Raw genomic sequence first — 16,962 nt, forward strand, 5'->3', positions numbered from 1 at the left:
CTGAAAGACTCCTTCTGCTATCAAGGGGATCCGAAATCCAAAATCCGAAATCAACTGTCTGCCCGGTAGCCCTCCTCGTTCAGGTTGAAGGATTTACCAAAGAGCTTCCGGTACTTTTTGATGTATTCCGAAGGGTTCATGCCGAAGAGTTTAGAGAACTGTTCCCTGAAGTACTTCGTATCGTTGAAGCCTACCTGGGCCGCCGTTTCATTGACGTTGCTGTTGGTATTGATCAGCAGTCCGGCCGCCTTGCGCAGGCGGATAAAGCGGATAAACGCATTCACTGACTGGCCCGATATGGATTTGACCTTCTTGTACAGGTTGGAGTGGCTCATCCCGATCTCGGTAGCCAGCATCTTGATGCTGAAGTTGGGGTCGTCGAGGTGCTCTTCCACGATGGCGATACAGGCGTCGAGGAACTCCTTGTATTCGGCGGAGATCTTCAGCGGGTTCTTCTGCAGCGTCACTTCATTGAAGAAATACTTTTGAAGGGTGGTGCGGCTTTTCAGGATGTTGGCCACCCGGGCTACCAGCAGCTCGCGCTCAAATGGCTTGGTGATGTAGTCGTCGGCCCCGCCTTCCACGCCCTCCAGCCGTGTTTCGGCCGACGAGCTGCCGGTGAGCAGGATCACGGGGATATGGCTCAGGGAGGCGTCTTCCTTGATGGACCGGCACAGGTCAATGCCGCTCATGCCCTGCATGTTCACGTCGCTGATGATGATGTCGGGTACGTACTGGCCGGCCAGCTTCAGCCCCTCTTCGGCATTGCTGGCTTCATAGATAGTAAAGGCCGGACCGAAGATCTGGATGATGTACTGGCGGATCTGGTCGTCGTCGTCCACTACCAGCAGCGACTGGTTCTCGTTCACCAGCGACTCCAGTTCGGTCTTGCCTTCGCGGGGCGCTTTTTCTTTTTTCACCAATGACCGGTCTTCCAATAGCTCCTTCACCAGTGCGGGCTCCTCGGCGGCTTCTTCGAAAATGGGTTCGCCGGCAAAATGGTCCGTGCCTTTCAGCAGGCGGATGGAAAAGGCCGTGCCCCTGCCCGGCTCGCTGTCGTAGGTAAGGTTGCCCTTGTGACTTTCCACGAAATGCCGGGCCAGGTACAGGCCGATGCCGAAACCGGATTTCGTGGGGATACCCTGTTCGCGGACCTGGTAAAAACGCTCGAACAGCTTGTCGCCCACTGCTTTGGGAATGCCGTAGCCGGTATCGGCCACCCGCACCTCCACTGTTTCTTCTGCCGGGAAAACAGACAGCGCAACGCTGCCGCCCTTTGGGGTGTATTTCAGGGCGTTGGACAACAGGTTGTACAGGACGATCTCCAGTTTCTCGCGGTCGCCGTACAGCTCCAGGGGCTCTTCGGGGCCGTCAAAGCGGTAGTCGATCTCCAGCACCCTTGCCTGCTGGGCAAAGGCCAGGTAGACCTCGCGGCAGAGGGCGGAAAAATTCAGGCGGGTGATCTTCAGCTTGTCGGCGCCGGCTTCCGCCTTGCGAAACAGCAGCAACTGGTCCACCAGGCTGATCAGGCGGCGGGCATTGCGGTAAACGGTATTCAGACCGGCCTGGTCGCCCTGGGCCCTGCCCTCTCCTTTCTGCAGCAGGTCCTTGACCGGGTTAATGATCAGGGTCAATGGCGTGCGGAACTCGTGGGAGATGTGGGTAAAGAACGACAGCCGCTTTTCGTTGATCTCTTTTTCGCGTTCGTTGATCACCTTTTCGGTTTCGCGTTCGGCTTTTTCCGCCTGGTACTGGGCCTGGGTCTTTTCGTATTCGGCCTGGGCCTTTTCGCGCTCGGCCCGTTCCTTTTCCTTTTCGGCTTTTTCGCGGGCCAGTTCCGCGGCGCCCCGTTCCCGTTCGGCTTTTTCCAGCTCCAGCTCGGCCAGGCTCTTTTCCTTCTCGGTGCGCTCGTTCTCGGCGTTGAGGCGGGCAATGCGCACTTCGTAGCGCAGGCGGGCCTGCCGGATACGGTAGCGCTGGTACAGGCTGATGGCGCCCGCCACCAGCAACAGGTACAACGTATAAGCCCACCAGCTGCGGTACCAGGGCGGCAACACGGTAATTTTCAGGCGCAGTTCGCGGGGGTTCCAGCTGCCGGCGGCCGTGGTGGCCTTCACGTGCAGCACGTAAGCGCCTTCGCGCAGGTGGGTGTAGTTGGCGGTGCGCAGGCTGCCCGAATAGTTCCAGCCTTTGTCCCAGCCTTCCAGGAAGTAGGCATACCTTATCCGGCCGGGGGCAGAATATTCCAGGGCGGCCACATCAAACGACAGCACGGCCTGGCTGAACGGGATACGGACCGCCTCGATGCGGTCGCCCTCGGTAGCCGTGATGTAGGGGGTACCGGTGGTTACCGGCTGGTTGTTGATGCGCAGGCCGGTCAGCAGCACCGGCGGCTGGTTGCTGCGGGCCTGGACCCGTTCGGGAAAAAACAGGTTGAAGCCCCGGATGCCGCCAAAGGCCAGCTCACCGGAACGCAGGCGCAGGGCCGCGTTGTAGAGGAACTGGTTGCTCTGCAGGCCGTCGTACTGGTAATAATTTTTAAACGTCCTGGCCACCGGGTCGAACTCGGACAGGCCGTTGAAGGTGCTGAGCCACAGGTGGCCCCGCCCGTCTTCGAGGATGTTCAGCACCGAGTTGTTGCACAGACCGTCGTCTGCGGAAAACCGGCGCACGATCTTTCCCTGGCGGCGGTCGAAGAGGAGCAGTCCCCCGCCTTCGGTGCCTACCCAGAAGTTGCCCTTCCGGTCCTCGTGCAGTGCCCGGACGGGCTTTTCCGTCGAAAAGTACCGGTGCTTTTTGGTTTGTTTGTCAATGAGAATCAGCTGATAGGAGTTGCCGCCCCAGAGCTGGCCGCTGCGGTCTTCGGTCAGGGCAATGAGGTCGTTCAGCTCCGCGTCGAAGGTTTCAAACCGGTCCGCCTCGCGGTTGAAGCGGTACAGCCGGCCCTGGATAAAGGTAGTGGCCCACAGCACTTTGTCGCGGTCTTCGTACACCAGCCAAACGTTTTTGTTCTCCTCGCCCGTGGCCCCGTCCACGCAGCGGTAGTTACGAAAAGAACGGGAGGACGGTTGGAACCGGTTGATGCCGCCGCCATAGGTAGCGATCCAGATGTTGCCCAGGTAGTCCTGCCGGATGCAGTCCACCATGTTGTGGCTGAGGGAGGCGGGATTGCCCCCCTGGTGGCGGAAGTTGGAAAACGTGTTTTCCTTTCGGTTCCAGATGCTCATTCCGCCGCCGTCGGTACCGATGTAGAGGTTGCCCTGGGCGTCCTCGTAAAAGGAAGAAACGAAATTGTTGATGAGGCTGTTAGTGTTGAGGGGGTCGTGGCTGATGGTGCGGAAGGGCGGCTTTTGGGCATCGATAATGTTGATGCCGCCCTTCAGGGTGCCCATCCACTTCCGGCCTTCCTTGTCTTCGACGATCGAAAAAACCGATTCGCTGGAAAGGGAGTTGCTGGTTTCGCCGGGCAGCAGGTAGGAAAATCTGCCGGTCCGGGGGTCGAGGACATTGATGCCGCCGGCTTCGGTGCCGATCCATAACTGGCCCTGGCGGTCGGGGCACAGACTGGCCACGTTGGCCGAGGACAGCTCGCCGGGCCCTTCCTTATACGAACGCACCAGCGAGTCGGCGGGGATAGAATATTGGAACAGGCCGCTGTTGGTGCCGATCCAGAGGCTTTCGCCATCGTCGGCCATGCATTGGGCGCCCTGCAGGCGGTTATTGACCACCCGGATCTGTTTGCGGGCGGGGTCGTACCGGCACAGCCCTACCCGGGCGATAAACAGCCAGATGCGCTGGTGTCGGTCCACCCGGATGGCCTGGACGTTGTAGTCGAAGGTGATCGTCCCGCCTTTGTTGATGAGCAGTTGCTCCGCCACTTCCTTTCCTTTGGGGCGCACCATCAGCCCGTAGCCGTTGGTGCCGATATATACATTGCCCGCCGCGTCGGAAGCGATATTGGAGACATTGACGGTGATCCTGGCCTTTTGGTGGTTATCCGCCCGCAGGTACCAGGCCGGCAGGAAGCGGGCCGTAAGGTTGTTGTAAATGCCCAGGCCGCGGCCGGTGCCCACCCATAGGTTGTGCCGGGCATCTTCGTGGATGGAATAAATATAATTATGGGGCAGCGAAGTGGTGTCGTTCAGTTTATTGCGAAACACCTGGAACTGGTAGCCGTCGTAGCGGTTCAGGCCGTCGTAGGTGCCGAACCACATAAAACCGTTATGGTCCTGGTAGATGCACCGGACGGAGTTGTTCGACAAACCCTGTTCGATGCCCAGTTGCCGGGTAATGGGACCGTCAAAGGCGTACAGGATGGGGGAATGCAGCAACAGCAGCAGGCAGCCAAGAATTGGGAAAATTATGCGCATATGGAAGTTACAAGCAAGGTTTTATACCCGATGGGTCAAGCCTGCAAACCTAATAAGAAAACCTGTATCAAGATACAGGAATTCCCCCAGGCCATCTGCCGCCTACGAATTTCCCCCCTTCTTTTGCGATTTTACACCCATTGGTATTTCGGATGTCGGATTTCGGATTTCGGAATCCTTGATAGCAGAAGGAGTCTTTCTTCAATGAAGGGGATCCGAAATCCGAAATCCGACATCCGAAATCGCCTAGACCGGCACGTAGAAGAAGGGTTGGTTCTGCTTTAATTTTTTCGCCCGCATCAGGGACTCGATAAAATAATAATCGGCATAGATCAGGGGCACGTCCACTTCGCTGCCGGAGGGCTTGTTGCCGGTGCCGTGCAGCAGCAGGAATCCCTTGTTTTTGCCCGCCGCCGAGCGGTACGACTTGGTCAGGTTTTCCAGGAGCCTGTGGGCGGCCGACCGGAAGTCGTAGACGCCCTGGCTGTACAGGCTCAGCTCGTACAGGGCCGAAGTGGTAATGGCAGCGGCCGAAACGTCGCGGGGCTCATTGGGAATTTTGGGGGCGTTGAAGTCCCAGTAAGGAATGCCGTCGCCGGGCAGGTTGGGATGGGTCAGGATAAAGGTGGCAATCTTTTCGGCCTGGCGCAGGTAAACGCTGTTGCGGGTAAAGCGGTAGCACATCGTAAAGCCGTACAAGCCCCAGGCCTGCCCGCGCGACCAGGCCGACCCGTCGAAGGCGCCCTGGTGGGTGGTCTTTTGGGTTACCTGGCCGGTAGACACATCAAAGTCCACTACATGGAAGGAGCTGTTGTCGGCCCGGAAATGGTGCTTCAGCGTGGTGTTGGCGTGGGTGACGGCGATCCGGTAAAAAGAGGAATCGCCCGTCAGCTCCGTGGCATGAAAGAGGAGTTCGAGGTTCATCATGTTGTCGATGATAACGGGGTAGTCCCATCGTTCCTTGTCGTCCCAGGATTTGATGGCGCCGACCACCGGGTTAAAGCGGGTGGACAGGGTTTTGGCGGCCTGGATGATGATGTCGCGGTACCTGGGGTCCTGCGTGAGGCGGTAGCCGTTGCCGAAGCTGTTGTTGATCTTAAAGCCCATGTCGTGGGTGGTGCCGTTGAGCTTTTCTTTTTCGATGCGGGCGGTGTAGGTACGCGCCAGGTCTTTCCAGGAGCTGCTGCCGGTGTGCTCGTACAGGAACCAGAGCTGGCCGGGGAAGAAGCCGCTGGTCCAGTCTTTCGAAGCCACGCATACGAGGCTGCCGTCCTTCAGCGTGCGCGGCGAAACGAGCTCGGGTTTGCTGCTTCGTTTTTTGGCCACTTCATTCGCCATCAGGTTGGATTGCTTTTCTGCGGCGGTAAATACGGCAGGGATGTCTACATTTTGGGCGTTCAGCCAACAGGAGGCGGACAGCAGCAGCATGCTGAGCATTGTTTTGGGTTGCATGGATGGGGCATTTAGGTGTTGGAAAATGATGGAAACGGGCTGTTTCTAAGGGGTGGGGCAGCTTAGCTAGGGGAGGAAAGAGCGTCATCCAGGATTCGGGGATGTATCTAAGTTACTTTTATTTCCGGTTATTTTCCAGAAGATTGAAATTTACTGCCACCAGGCCGGTGCAAAATAAAAAACGGGTTGCCGTTCCCAGCAACCCGTCCGAAAAAATATTTTCCCAAAGCGAAGCGCGCTAAACGCCGCTGAAAACCGAAAAGCCGCCGTCTACGTTGATGTTGGCGCCGGTTACAAACCGGGAGGCATCGCTCAGCAGCCACACCAGGGCGCCGATCAGCTCATCGGGCTGGCCAAAGCGATTGAAGGGCGTCTGCCGGATCACGCTGTTGCCCCGGTCGGTATAGCTGCCGTCCTCGTTGGTGAGCAGGGTGCGGTTTTGCTCGGTCAGGAAAAAGCCGGGAGCAATGGCATTCATCCGGATCTTGTCGCCGTGCCGGCGGGCCGTTTCCACGGCAAACCATTTATTGTAGCAATCCACGGCCGCCTTGCCCATGCTGTAGCCCAGCACCTTGGTGACCACGAGCTGCGAGCTCATGGACGAAATATTGACGATGCTGCCGCCGCCGCCCTTTGCCATAGCTTCACCAAACACCTGGGTTGGAACGATGGTGCCCCAGAGGTTCAGGTCCATCACCCGCTTCATACCGGCCAGGTTCAGGTTAAATACATCCGCATCCGGGTTGAGGATGCCTTCGGGCATGTTGCCGCCGGCACCATTGACCAGGCCATCGATCCGTCCGAATTCGGCCAGCACCGCTTCGCGGGCCGCCTTCAACTGCTCTTCATCCATCACATCGGCCACCAGCGCCACGGCCCTGCCGCCTTTCTGCCGCACGGCTGCCGCCCGCTGTTCGGCCACGTCCCGCTTCCGTCCTAAAATGCCCACGGCCCCGCCGGCTTCCACGATGCCATTCACGAACGCTTCGCCCAGGATACCGGTGCCGCCGGTCACTACGATCACCTTGCCTTGTAAAGAAAAATTATTCATATGCTTGTTGATTACGGGCGGAAAATTGGTTCTTTTTTTTGTTTTCGAGACTGAAATGTCTCTTTTTTTTATATAAAGGCCAAAAGAGCTGAATCCTTTGCCAAAAGGCATTGCCCACAGCCCGGAAAAAGAAGAAGGCACCGGGGAACCGGCGCCTTGTTTTCTCTGAATTTGCCAACCTATTTTTCTACGATGAAGGGCAGGGTTTTGCTGCCTATGGCCGTCTGCAACCGCAGCAGGTACAGCCCGCCGGGCAGGATGCCGGCATCAAAAGGAACCGTCTGCAGCCCGCCGGCCGGGGCATGGCCCTTTTTCAGCTCCGCCACCAGCGTCCCCTGGCTGTTGAACAGCAACAGGCGGTAATCGGCCGGCCGGTCCAGCTGAAAGCGCAGGGCGGAAGGGCCGGAAGCCGGGTTTGGAAAAACCGACAGCGCAGCCTCCAGGGTTTTCGCCCCTTCCGCCTCCGGCCGGTACACCAGGCCGGAAACGACAGGCGGGGCTGCCGGTAGCGGTGCCAGGCCCGCGCTGTCGATCGCCAGCACGCTGACGGCCAGCCGCGGGCTGGTGCTCTGGTTGGTGGCCAGGATCACCACTTCGCCGCGGGTGGGCTGGTGGGTGCTGGATGCCTCGTTGAAGAGGAACCGGCCGCTGATGAGGGTGCGGGGCGGGCCAAAGGCGATGTTGGGCAGGGCGGTCTCCCGGTAAATAATGTCGCCTCCCTCCTCTTTGGAACCGTAAACAATTTTTAGCCGGCCGGCGCTTTCGTTCAGCACGGCGATGCCCCGGGTGCCCTCGATGGAGGAAACCGGGTAAAAGCCCCAGCCGCCGCCGGGAGCGCGCACCAGCAGGGATAGTTTCGGGTAGCCGGGGGAGTCGTAGGAAGTTTTTACGGCACAGTAAAGGGCGCCGTCGCTCGCCAGCACAATGTTGAGGTGGTCGTCGGAATAGCCGTTACCCCGGCTTTGGGCCGCCGCCGAGCCGGGGGCTTCGTCCTCCGACCAAAGGCGGGGATCGGCCCCGTCGGCATGGGTTTTAAAGCCGAAGCGCTGGCTGAGCTGGTTGGACCAGAGCACCCCTACCCGGCCCGGCATCGGCGTGAGGGCGCAGATGTCGTCGTCGGTAATGCCTTCGGCGATGCGGATCGTATCGCTCCATGTGGTGTAAGGGGCGTCGCTCCAGCGTACGTTCACGTCGGTGTAGGAAGCCGAAGCGACCCACATGCGGCCCGTACCGTCGAGGGCCAGGGTCGCCGATTCGGCGCCCAGGTCAAAGGGCAGGTTCACCCGGGTGGTCCGCTGGGTCCAGAGCTTGTAGCGGCCAAGCACGGCATCGTATTCCACCGAATACAGGTAGGAAAAGGCGGAGTTGCGCCGGAACAGGAGGATATGGGTCAGGTTGCCCGCCACCCGGCAATCGGCATGGGTGTCCTGGGCGGTGGACAGCATCAGTACCTCGGTCCAGGCGGTGCCGTCGAGGCGGAAGATTTTCGTGCCGCCGGAAGTGGCCAGCACGCACCACCATTTGCCCTCGTAAAACCAGGCTTTGGACTGGGGCTTGTCGCCGGTATTGGCGGTCACGGGTATGGGCGCCAGGTCGGTCACGGAAGCAAAGCGCTGCACGCTGTTTTGCTGGAAGGCGAGGGTATCGCCGGCGGTAAAGCCGCCCGACAGCTCCTGGCCGTCCACGTCGCGGATGCCCGTGCCGGTATCTTTCAGGTCGAGGCGCAACAGGCCGTTGCCGGCAATGGCCCGCACGGTCACGTCGAAGGTGGTGCTGTCGGTGCCGGCGGCCGTTACCACCGGCAGGGGCCGGGAGGCCAGGGGGTCGTTGCCCAGCACGGACAGGGTGCCCCGGACATCACCGCTGAGGGTGGTGGTATAAAAGTCGGTCGCGTCTACGCCCCGGACCTTTTCCGGGAAAAGGACGCGGAAGGTGGCTTCCTCGGCGCCGGTTGGGCCCGACAGGGGCGATAGCCGGCTAATCCGCAGCGCTTTCAGCAGCGGGGCCACCGAAAAGCTTTGCCCGGCACTGAACCCGCCGGCCAGGGGATAACCGCCGGCATCGGCGATGCCGGTGCCGCTGCTTTTCAGATCCAGCCGCAGCTGGGCGGCCCGGCTGATGCCGCTGACGGTGACGTCATAAGCGGCGCCCCCGTTCACAGGCACGATACCGCCGGGCAACAGCACCCCTCCCGGCTGGCCGCCCAGCAGCACCAGCTGCAGGTCGGCCGTATCCAGGCCGGTCACCGGCTCCGAAAAGGTCAGGCGCCAGGTAACGGCATAGCCGGTGGTGGCTTCTTCCAGGGGCAGTTGGCGGTTGATGGACAGGATCATGGGCGGCGGGTCCACCCGGTAGGTTTCCCCGCCGGTAAAGCCCCCGCTGTAAGGATTGCCGGCCCCGTCGGTGAACAGGGCCCCCGGAGCGGGTTCGAGCCGCAGGGTGGCATGGGTGGTAAGGCCGGTAGCGGCGACCTCCCAGGTAGTGCCGGCGCTGTCGGTGCCGGCAAGGGTGGCCAGTTCACCGCTGGGGGTGCCGCTCAGCACCGCCAGTTGGAAATCGGAAAGGTCCAGGCCGGTGACGCCCTCGGAAAAGACCACCCGCCAGGTGACCGTAGCGGCCGGCGTGGTTTCCTGGAGCGGCGCCTGCCGGAGAATGCTTTGGATCACCGGCGCCACCCGGTCGAGCCGGTAGGTCTGGCCGCCGGTAAAGCCCGCCGCCAGGGGGTAGGCCACCACGTCCGTGATGCCGGTGCCGCTGCTTTTTAAATCAAGGCGCAGGTCGCCGTTGCCGCTGAGGCTGCTGACCCGCAGCTCATAGACGGCCCCGCCGGCAGCCGTAACGGCATCCGGGGCCAGCACGCCTTTGGCGGTGCCGCTGACGGTGGTCAGGAGGAAGTCGGCGGCATCCACGCCGCTGACCGGCTCGCTGAAGGTGGCCCGGTATAGGACGGAGGCGGCATTCGTGAGGGAAGAGGCAGGGTCCAGGCGCACAATGGAGAGCATTTGGGGCGGGGTTTTGTCGATGGTAAAGGCCGGCCCGGCGGTATAGCCGCCGCAGGCGTTTTTGGCCGCATCGGTTATTCCCGTGCCGGTAGCTTTCAGGTCGATGCGCAGCTGGCCGCTGCCCGTGATGGAAGACACTTTCACATCGTACTCGGTGCCCCCTGTGCCCACGGCATCCACATCGCCGGAGGCGATGGTACCCTTCACATTCCCGGAAACAGCCACCACGCTGAAGTCGGATACGCCCACCGACGACACTTTTTCGGAAAAGACCACCCGGTAGGTGACGCTGGAACCATTGGTCACTTCGGCCAGGGGTGACAGGCGGCTGATGCCCGAAACGTAAGGCACCTGCTGGTCGACGGTATAAACCTGGCCGGCTGTATAGCCCGCTGCCAGGGCATTGCCGGCGATATCGGTAATGCCGCTGCCGGTGATCAGGTCCAGCCGCAATTGCCCGTTGCCCACAACGGGGGTAATATAAAGGTCGAAAGCGGTGCCCGCCGTGCCGGAAGCGGCCACACCCGCCAGGTTACCGGTCAGGGTACCGTTCCCCGTCAGGACGGTGAAAGCGCCGGCGGTAACATTGGTGACCGCTTCGGAAAAAGTGGCCCGGTACACCAGCTGGCCCGCATTGGTGGTGGCGGAGGAAGGCGTTAGCCGGTTGATGCTGACCACTGAAGGGGCCGCACGGTCGATGGTATAGGTTTGCCCCGCCGTGAAACCCGTGCTGAGGACATTGCCCACCATATCGGTGATGCCGGTTCCCGAGGCTTTGTGGTCGAGGCGGAACGTACCTGTACCGGTGACGTTGCTGACGGTGACGTCATAGGTGGCGCCGTCGGTGCCGGCAGGCGTTACGGCCGTTACCGCCCCGCCCGGCGTACCGCTGGTAGCGGTAACGGTAAAGTCGGCCGCATCCACGCCCTTCACCTTTTCGGCATAAGTGACGCGAAAGGTCACCGCCGTTCCATTGGTCCTGGTGGCGGCGGGCAGTAGGCGGTTGGAACTGAGCACCTTGGGCGCCGTGGCGTCGGGGGTCGCCTGCAGCCGCAGGTCGAAACCCACATCCGAGGAAGTCAGGGAATTCTGGTGCACTTCCACGGCCAGCACATTGGTGCCGGCGATAAAGGCGCCGACAGGGAGAACCGCCGTTTTGGAGAGGCTGGCGGAGGAGGATGCGAAAGTGGTGTAGGCGACGGTGCCCGCCGGCATGTTGTTGCGAAAAACTTCGTTGCCGTTCACGTACAACACGATGCCGTCGTCGAAGCTGAGGGCCGCGGTAAAACTGCTGTACAGTTCGGGATTGGCGATCGTGATGGTTTTGCGGAAGTAATAGGTGGTGTAGCGGCGGTCTTTATTGGAGCCATATCCCAGGGTGGTGGCCAGGCCGTCCATGCCGTAGCCGAATTTCCCGGGGCCGGTTTTCCAGCCGTCCTCGCTGTAAGCCGGCTGGCGCCAGCCGGTACCCTGGTCCGAACCGTTGTCCAGGTACTTCCAGAAATCCTTGTAAGGAACAAGGGTTACCTGGGCGGAGAGCATGGAGGACAGCAACAAGGAGCAGAGAAAAAAGAACAGGGATCTTTTCATACTCTGATGGTTTTTAATGGATATTTCGATCTTGTCAGGAGGGTACAGGAGGAGGGGATACAGGTTAAGAAGGGTGCGGGGGAAGGGGCATACGGAGGGCGCCGGAATCATACCGGTTGTCCGTGTCTGTTGTTGCTACCTAAAAGGAGGCTGTAAAACCAAATGGATGCAGGCAATTGCCTTTGTCGATCGTCCGGAAGAAAAAGAAAGAAAAGCCTGTAAAGAAACCTTAGCTCAAATTTAATACTTCAGTCAGCAGTAACAGCCACCGGCAGCCCTTCAAGGGCCTGATTTAATCTTTTTTTAAGCGGCTGATACTGTTGAGGTTATAGGATTTGAACAGAAACGCCCCGCCCTTCCCACAACAAAGAAAAAGGGAGAAAGGCCGCTGATTCCGGGCCGCTCTCCCTTTTTCTTTTTACAATCTCCTCTTACTTAGGGTCATAGCGACGCTGCAGCCAGGATTCCGGCACCGGGATGATGCAGATGTTCATGGATTTGTTGTCGGCCGACAGCATGGCCGACTGGATCTGGATGCGGGTGCCGTCGGGGCTCATGGTCGGATGGGGATGGTCACCCGCCGTTTCCTTATGGCCGGTGGACAGCAGGATCATTTCGCGGGTATGACGGTCGATGAGGTAGATGCTGCGGGAGAAGTCATCGCCCACCGCCCAGCGCCCGTCGGGGGAACCGCTCACGTGCCACAGGCCGCTGCCGGAAGGCGTCTGGCCGGCAATGGTCACTTCGCGGGTGCGGAGGTTCACGATCCCCAGGCCGGTGGGCTTTTCGCGGGTGCCCGAAGGACCCCAGGCGGCTTCCTGGCCGGGATTGGCGCCCTGTACGCCCGTACCGGGGGCGGCTGTACCGCCGGTGCCCGGGATCTTCCGGTGCCCCATCAGCGCAAAGGCCACTTCATCTTTCGTAATGACGGCTTCATGGGTCACCCATTCGTATTCCGATTCGGGGTAGAGCGGCCGCAGGCCCGAGCCGTCGGAGCGGACCGTCCAGGTACGCTGGGGCGACTTGCCGCCGGTTTCCCAGCAGAATACGATCTCGCCGGGCACCCAGGGGTTGGTCTGGATATGGCCGATCTGGAAGGGGACCGAAACCACGTATTTAATTTCACCGGTTTTTATGTTCATGCCGGCGATGCCCGAGGGGCCGGCGCCCATGTTGCGGGGACCGAAATTGCTTTCGAGCTTCGTGCCGGCAGGCAGGTGGCGGGCCGCTTCCTCGCGGCCCACACGAAAGTAGGCCCACTGCTCATCGCCGTCCAGGGCCATGTCGCCGCCGGCACCCAGCTCGGGTGAAGTAGTACCGCAAACGCGCTGGTAGGCGGAGGCCGGCTTCATCTTGCCGCTTTTGCTGTCGGCCAGTACGCGGGCCAGGTCCACCTCCACGATCTGCAGCGGTTGGGCAGGCGCCATCCGGCGGGCGGCAGTGTCGCGTTGCCGGCGGGTGGAATCCAGGTTGCCGCGCATCCGCCGGCTGCCCGTATCACGCATGAAATACAACTTCATGGAATTGCGGGCCACGTTGAGCATGCCGGTGTAGCCGCCTTCGGTCACCTGCACCAGCTCGCCCGTTTTTTCGTTGACCGCCAGGGCTTCGCCCGGCACCCGGCCGGAACGGAAGATCAGCCACTGGCCGTCGGAGGTCCATTGGTTATGGGTCTGGTAGATCTTGGCGTCGCCGGTGGGTGTGCTGGTCAAAAAGGTCAGCATCGTCCCGGTCACGGGGTCCTTCACCACTTTGCGTTCCGAGGGGAACCGCCGGCCGATCTGCGCCTGCGCCGGCAATACCTGCAGCAGCAGGGCCGCACAGGCGGTCAAAAAGAGTTTGTTACGCGTCATTTTCATGGTTTCAAAAGGGTTCATAACGGGTACTAACGTACCGAAACCTTCAGGGGCGCAGCAATCTGCCGCCCCAGGTCTTCTACGTATTTTTTAAAATAGGCGGGATCTTTAAAGCCTTCATCGCTCAGCTCCCAGCCCGCAATGGCATAGTAAGTCACCGGCCGGCCGGTGATCTTTAGCCGCGCCAAAAAGGTATGGGACAGCTGACCCTGTTTGGGCGCATCCTTATAGCCCTTATAAAGGTCGGCAGGCAGGATCAGGGCCAGTCCCAGCCACCACTCCTTGTTGTAGGAATGCTTCTCGTGCGATACCAGCGCCACCCAGTCCTTGTTCAGCGGAACGACTTGGGGCTGGTGGACGGCGTTGATGTTGACCAGGCCGATCAGCAGCTCTTCCGCTCCTGTCGTCCCCGACACGCTCACGGTATTCTGATAGGCGTACATGCCGGGCCAGATGCTGACGGTTTCCTTCACCTGGTAGGGCCGGCCTGCCGGCTTCCAGTTGTGGTAGTCGAATTGGAGCATCGAGCGTACCGGTCCTTCCGTCACGATGCGGAAGTCGGTCCGTTCCACGTTGTTCAGCGTATCGTTCATGATCACGCCCAGGCGATAAAGGCTGTCGCCCTTGCCCAGGGCCACCCCGCCGATACCGATGGAATTGCCCACGGCCAGGATGTCACGGCCCCAGGGTTCCATCACGTGGTAGTTGTCCTCCACGGCGCCGGCGGCATTGATGCCCACGTTTTCCGGTGAAATGGCCGAAATCCGCTTTCCGAAAACATCCTTTGAATTGCGGCCATCGAGGTAATGGCGAAATCCGACCTTGTCGTTCTCCCAGGAGGGACCATCGGTCTGGTAGCGCTGGAAGCCCATGGTTTTGGGCATGTCGCGGGGAAAGACCGTTTCCCGCGTAGCGGGTTTCAGTCTCTGGGTATCGCTGCGGCGCATGCCGAAGCGGACGCTGGTTTGGGCCACATACTGTGGCGGCCGGGCCGTCCATTTCAGCGAACAGGCCAGGCTGCTTTTTGCCGGAAGGGAAGCCACGAAGAACAGCTCGTCCCAGCGGCCGTCGCCGTTGCGATCGTCCAGCTGGCTGGCCAGCGTATCGCCCTTTACCGTCAGCACCAGCGGATACAGCTTGCCGGCGGGCAAGGCGCCCAGCTGGGCCCTTTTGAGCGAAACGGGCTTCTGGTGCAGGGCTATAGCGGAATTATTGGTCAGAAGGATCTGGCGGCCCGCCTTCCTGGAAGTGGGCTGGGCATGGAGGGAACCGAGCAAAAGGCTCCCCAGGGCGAGTGGCAGCAACCGTTGAAACATGTTAGGAGTTTACGAGTTTGCAAGTTTACGAGTTTACGGGTTAAGTTCCTGAGAAGTTCCTGAGTTCCTGGGTTGTCGCAGCGCTGAAAAGAAGAAGCCGGTAGAAACGCCTAACTCAGGAACTCAGGAACTTCTCAGGAACTCAACTCGTAAACCCGTAAACTTATCTTATGAGCACGACCGTTCCTTTCTGAAAATGCTGCTTCCCGTTGAGGTCTGTGGCTTTAACGGACCAGACGTAGGTATCGTTGGGTTGCTCCCTGCCCTTGAAGGAGCCGTTCCAGCCGTCGCCAAGGGTGGTGGTCTGGTACACCAGCTGTCCCCAGCGGTTGAAGACCCGGAAGTATTCGAGCTGGGCTAAGCCTTCCGTTATGGGGCGGAACAGGTCGTTCCGGCCGTCCTTGTTGGGCGTGAAGGCATTCGGCACGTCGATCCGCGCGCCGGTTATGACCTTCACCAGTACCGTTGCGGTGTTGAGGCAGCCCTTGTCGTTGAGCTGCACCAGGTAAGTGGTGGTCTGTTGCGGGCTGACCACCGGGGTGGCGGTATGGCCGTTTTCCAGGTAGGTCTGCGGGGTCCAGCGGAACAGGCCGATGCCGTAGGCGGTGAGCTGCACGCTTTCCCCTTTGGCGATCAGGGTATCGGTGAACTGCACCCGCAGGGGGGGCTTTCCGGCAACGGCCACTTCGCGGTAGACGGTATCGCGGCATCCCTTGGAGGTGCCGGCCACCAGGCGCGCCTTGTAGGTTCCCTGGGCGTTATAGGTATGGACCGCATTTTTCCTGCCGCCGCCCATGGCCGGGGAATTGCCTTCGCCGAAATCCCACGACCAGTAATTGATCTCGCCGAAAGCGGTCTTGGAGGCATCGGTAAAAAGGGTGGGCTGGCCGGCGCAGGCGGCGGCCACCTCGAACTGGGCCGTAAATCCGGGATACAGCTTTACCTGGGTGGTGGTACTGTCCCGACAGTCCTCGCCCCGGTTCACCACCAGCTTCACGGTATAGGTGCCGGTATCGGGGAACCTAAAGGTCGGCACGGGCTGCTGGCTGGTGCCCGCCGGGCCCGCATCCCAGTAGTAGGTGCGGTTCTGGGCCGACAGGTGCTGGTTCTGGAGCGTCACCTCCCTGCCGTCGCAGTGGACCAGGGCTTCGGGCAGGCGGGCGCCGGCAAAATCGCAGTCGTCGATGGTGACGATAAAGTCCTTGCGGTGGTAGCCGATCAGCTTACCGTGGCGGTATTCGTTGATGCCCACGCAGATGACGTAGCGGCCGTTGGCGGGGGCGATACCGGAAATGATCCCGGTAGCCTCATCGATGGTCACCCCGGCCCCCAGAGGCGAGGTGCCGGTAAAGCCATTGTGGTAGCGCACCGTTTCGTATTGAGGCGGCGTGCTGCCGGAAGGCGGACCGGGGTTTTGGTTGTTGGCACCGCGGGCAATGCCGCGGTCGTAGGCGTCGCAGAAATAATATACCAGCGAATCGGTGGCGTCGGGATCCTGGGCACTGAAGTCGAGGGTAAAGGGCCGGCCCTTGCAGAGGATGGACAGGCCGGTGGCAAACTGCGGGCTGCTGTTGTAGCCGGTGTTCAGCATTTTTTTACCCGGCACCTGGCAGGCGTAGGTAGAACCGGTGCCGCCGCCCTGGCCGATCACGTTGACCACGTTGGCCAGCGGGGCAATGCGGCAGCAGGTCTGGTAAGCCGCGGTATAGCCTTCCTGGTTCTCGGGCAGGTCCACGAAAAAGGTATAGGTCGCCTCTTGGAATTTCACCTGCGGGGGGTTGGCAATGCAGGCCGGGTAGCCGGTAATGGGCAGCAGGCTTTCGGTGGCCTTCGGCACGTCGTGGTAAAGCGTGAGGGCGTTGGCCGGCACCTGCAGGCGGGTATCGTTGTTGAAAATGCCGATAAACACACTGCCCGGCATGGGCGCGCAGTCGGTGCAGCGCTCGTCGCGGTAGAGGCGCAGGGTGATCCGGTAGCGGAGGGCGGTCCCTGCTCCAGGCCCCGTATAGGTATAGGTCATTTCTCCTCCGACTATATGAGACGCAAAGGCGGGAAGAAAGAACAGGCACAGGAAAACCAGGGTAAAGGTTTTTTTCATTGGTTTTTGTATAAGTTGGATAGGCCAATCGAATTTCCAGTGGGCCGTTCGTCACCGGGCAGGGAAGATCCGGGCTGCCCTATAACGGTACAGCACAGCCGTTTTTCTGAAAAACAGAAAGCCGGCGGGCAAAAGGATCAATACGCCAGTAGGGTAATGCCGGTGCGGAGGACCATCAGGCCGGGTCGGGTTTCTGGAATTACCATACGGCTGCAGGACGGAAGACT

Annotated in this window: 7 protein-coding genes; all 7 read right to left on the reverse strand. The window is 60.5% G+C overall.

The genetic code is table 11. The annotated features are described in order from the left end of the window. Positions 1-50 precede the first annotated feature (50 nt). The 7 genes from V9K67_RS17250 to V9K67_RS17280 all read right to left on the reverse strand — a co-directional run bounded on the left by V9K67_RS17250 (position 51) and on the right by V9K67_RS17280 (position 16,735). Positions 51-4,370 carry a two-component regulator propeller domain-containing protein gene (locus tag V9K67_RS17250; protein ID WP_336724513.1) on the reverse strand — a complete coding sequence of 1,440 codons (4,320 nt, stop codon included), beginning with the start codon at positions 4,368-4,370 and terminating at the stop codon, positions 51-53. A gap of 246 nt (positions 4,371-4,616) precedes the next feature. Then, a complete protein-coding gene (locus tag V9K67_RS17255) occupies positions 4,617-5,822 on the reverse strand; it encodes a glycoside hydrolase family 88 protein (RefSeq protein ID WP_336724514.1) in 1,206 nt (401 codons plus the stop codon). 238 nt (positions 5,823-6,060) lie between these two features. Beyond that, positions 6,061-6,873 carry an SDR family oxidoreductase gene (locus V9K67_RS17260; RefSeq protein ID WP_336724515.1) on the reverse strand — a complete coding sequence of 271 codons (813 nt, stop codon included), beginning with the start codon at positions 6,871-6,873 and terminating at the stop codon, positions 6,061-6,063. A 179-nt stretch (positions 6,874-7,052) separates the two neighbouring features. Further along, positions 7,053-11,465, reverse strand: coding sequence for a T9SS type A sorting domain-containing protein (locus V9K67_RS17265; RefSeq protein WP_336724517.1), 4,413 nt, complete (start codon positions 11,463-11,465; stop codon positions 7,053-7,055). A gap of 431 nt (positions 11,466-11,896) precedes the next feature. Beyond that, positions 11,897-13,318 (reverse strand): TolB-like translocation protein, encoded by a 1,422-nt coding sequence (locus tag V9K67_RS17270; protein WP_336724518.1) that lies wholly within the window; start codon positions 13,316-13,318, stop codon positions 11,897-11,899. A gap of 32 nt (positions 13,319-13,350) precedes the next feature. Then, positions 13,351-14,637, reverse strand: coding sequence for a DUF4861 domain-containing protein (locus V9K67_RS17275; protein WP_336724519.1), 1,287 nt, complete (start codon positions 14,635-14,637; stop codon positions 13,351-13,353). Positions 14,638-14,800: 163 nt separating this feature from the next. After that, complete coding sequence (locus V9K67_RS17280; RefSeq protein WP_336724522.1) at positions 14,801-16,735, reverse strand: PKD domain-containing protein; 1,935 nt, start codon at positions 16,733-16,735, stop codon at positions 14,801-14,803. Positions 16,736-16,962: the final 227 nt, after the last annotated feature.

Origin of the sequence: Huijunlia imazamoxiresistens (assembly GCF_037132455.1) — a bacterium.
Lineage (GTDB): Bacteria > Bacteroidota > Bacteroidia > Chitinophagales > Chitinophagaceae > Flavisolibacter > Flavisolibacter imazamoxiresistens.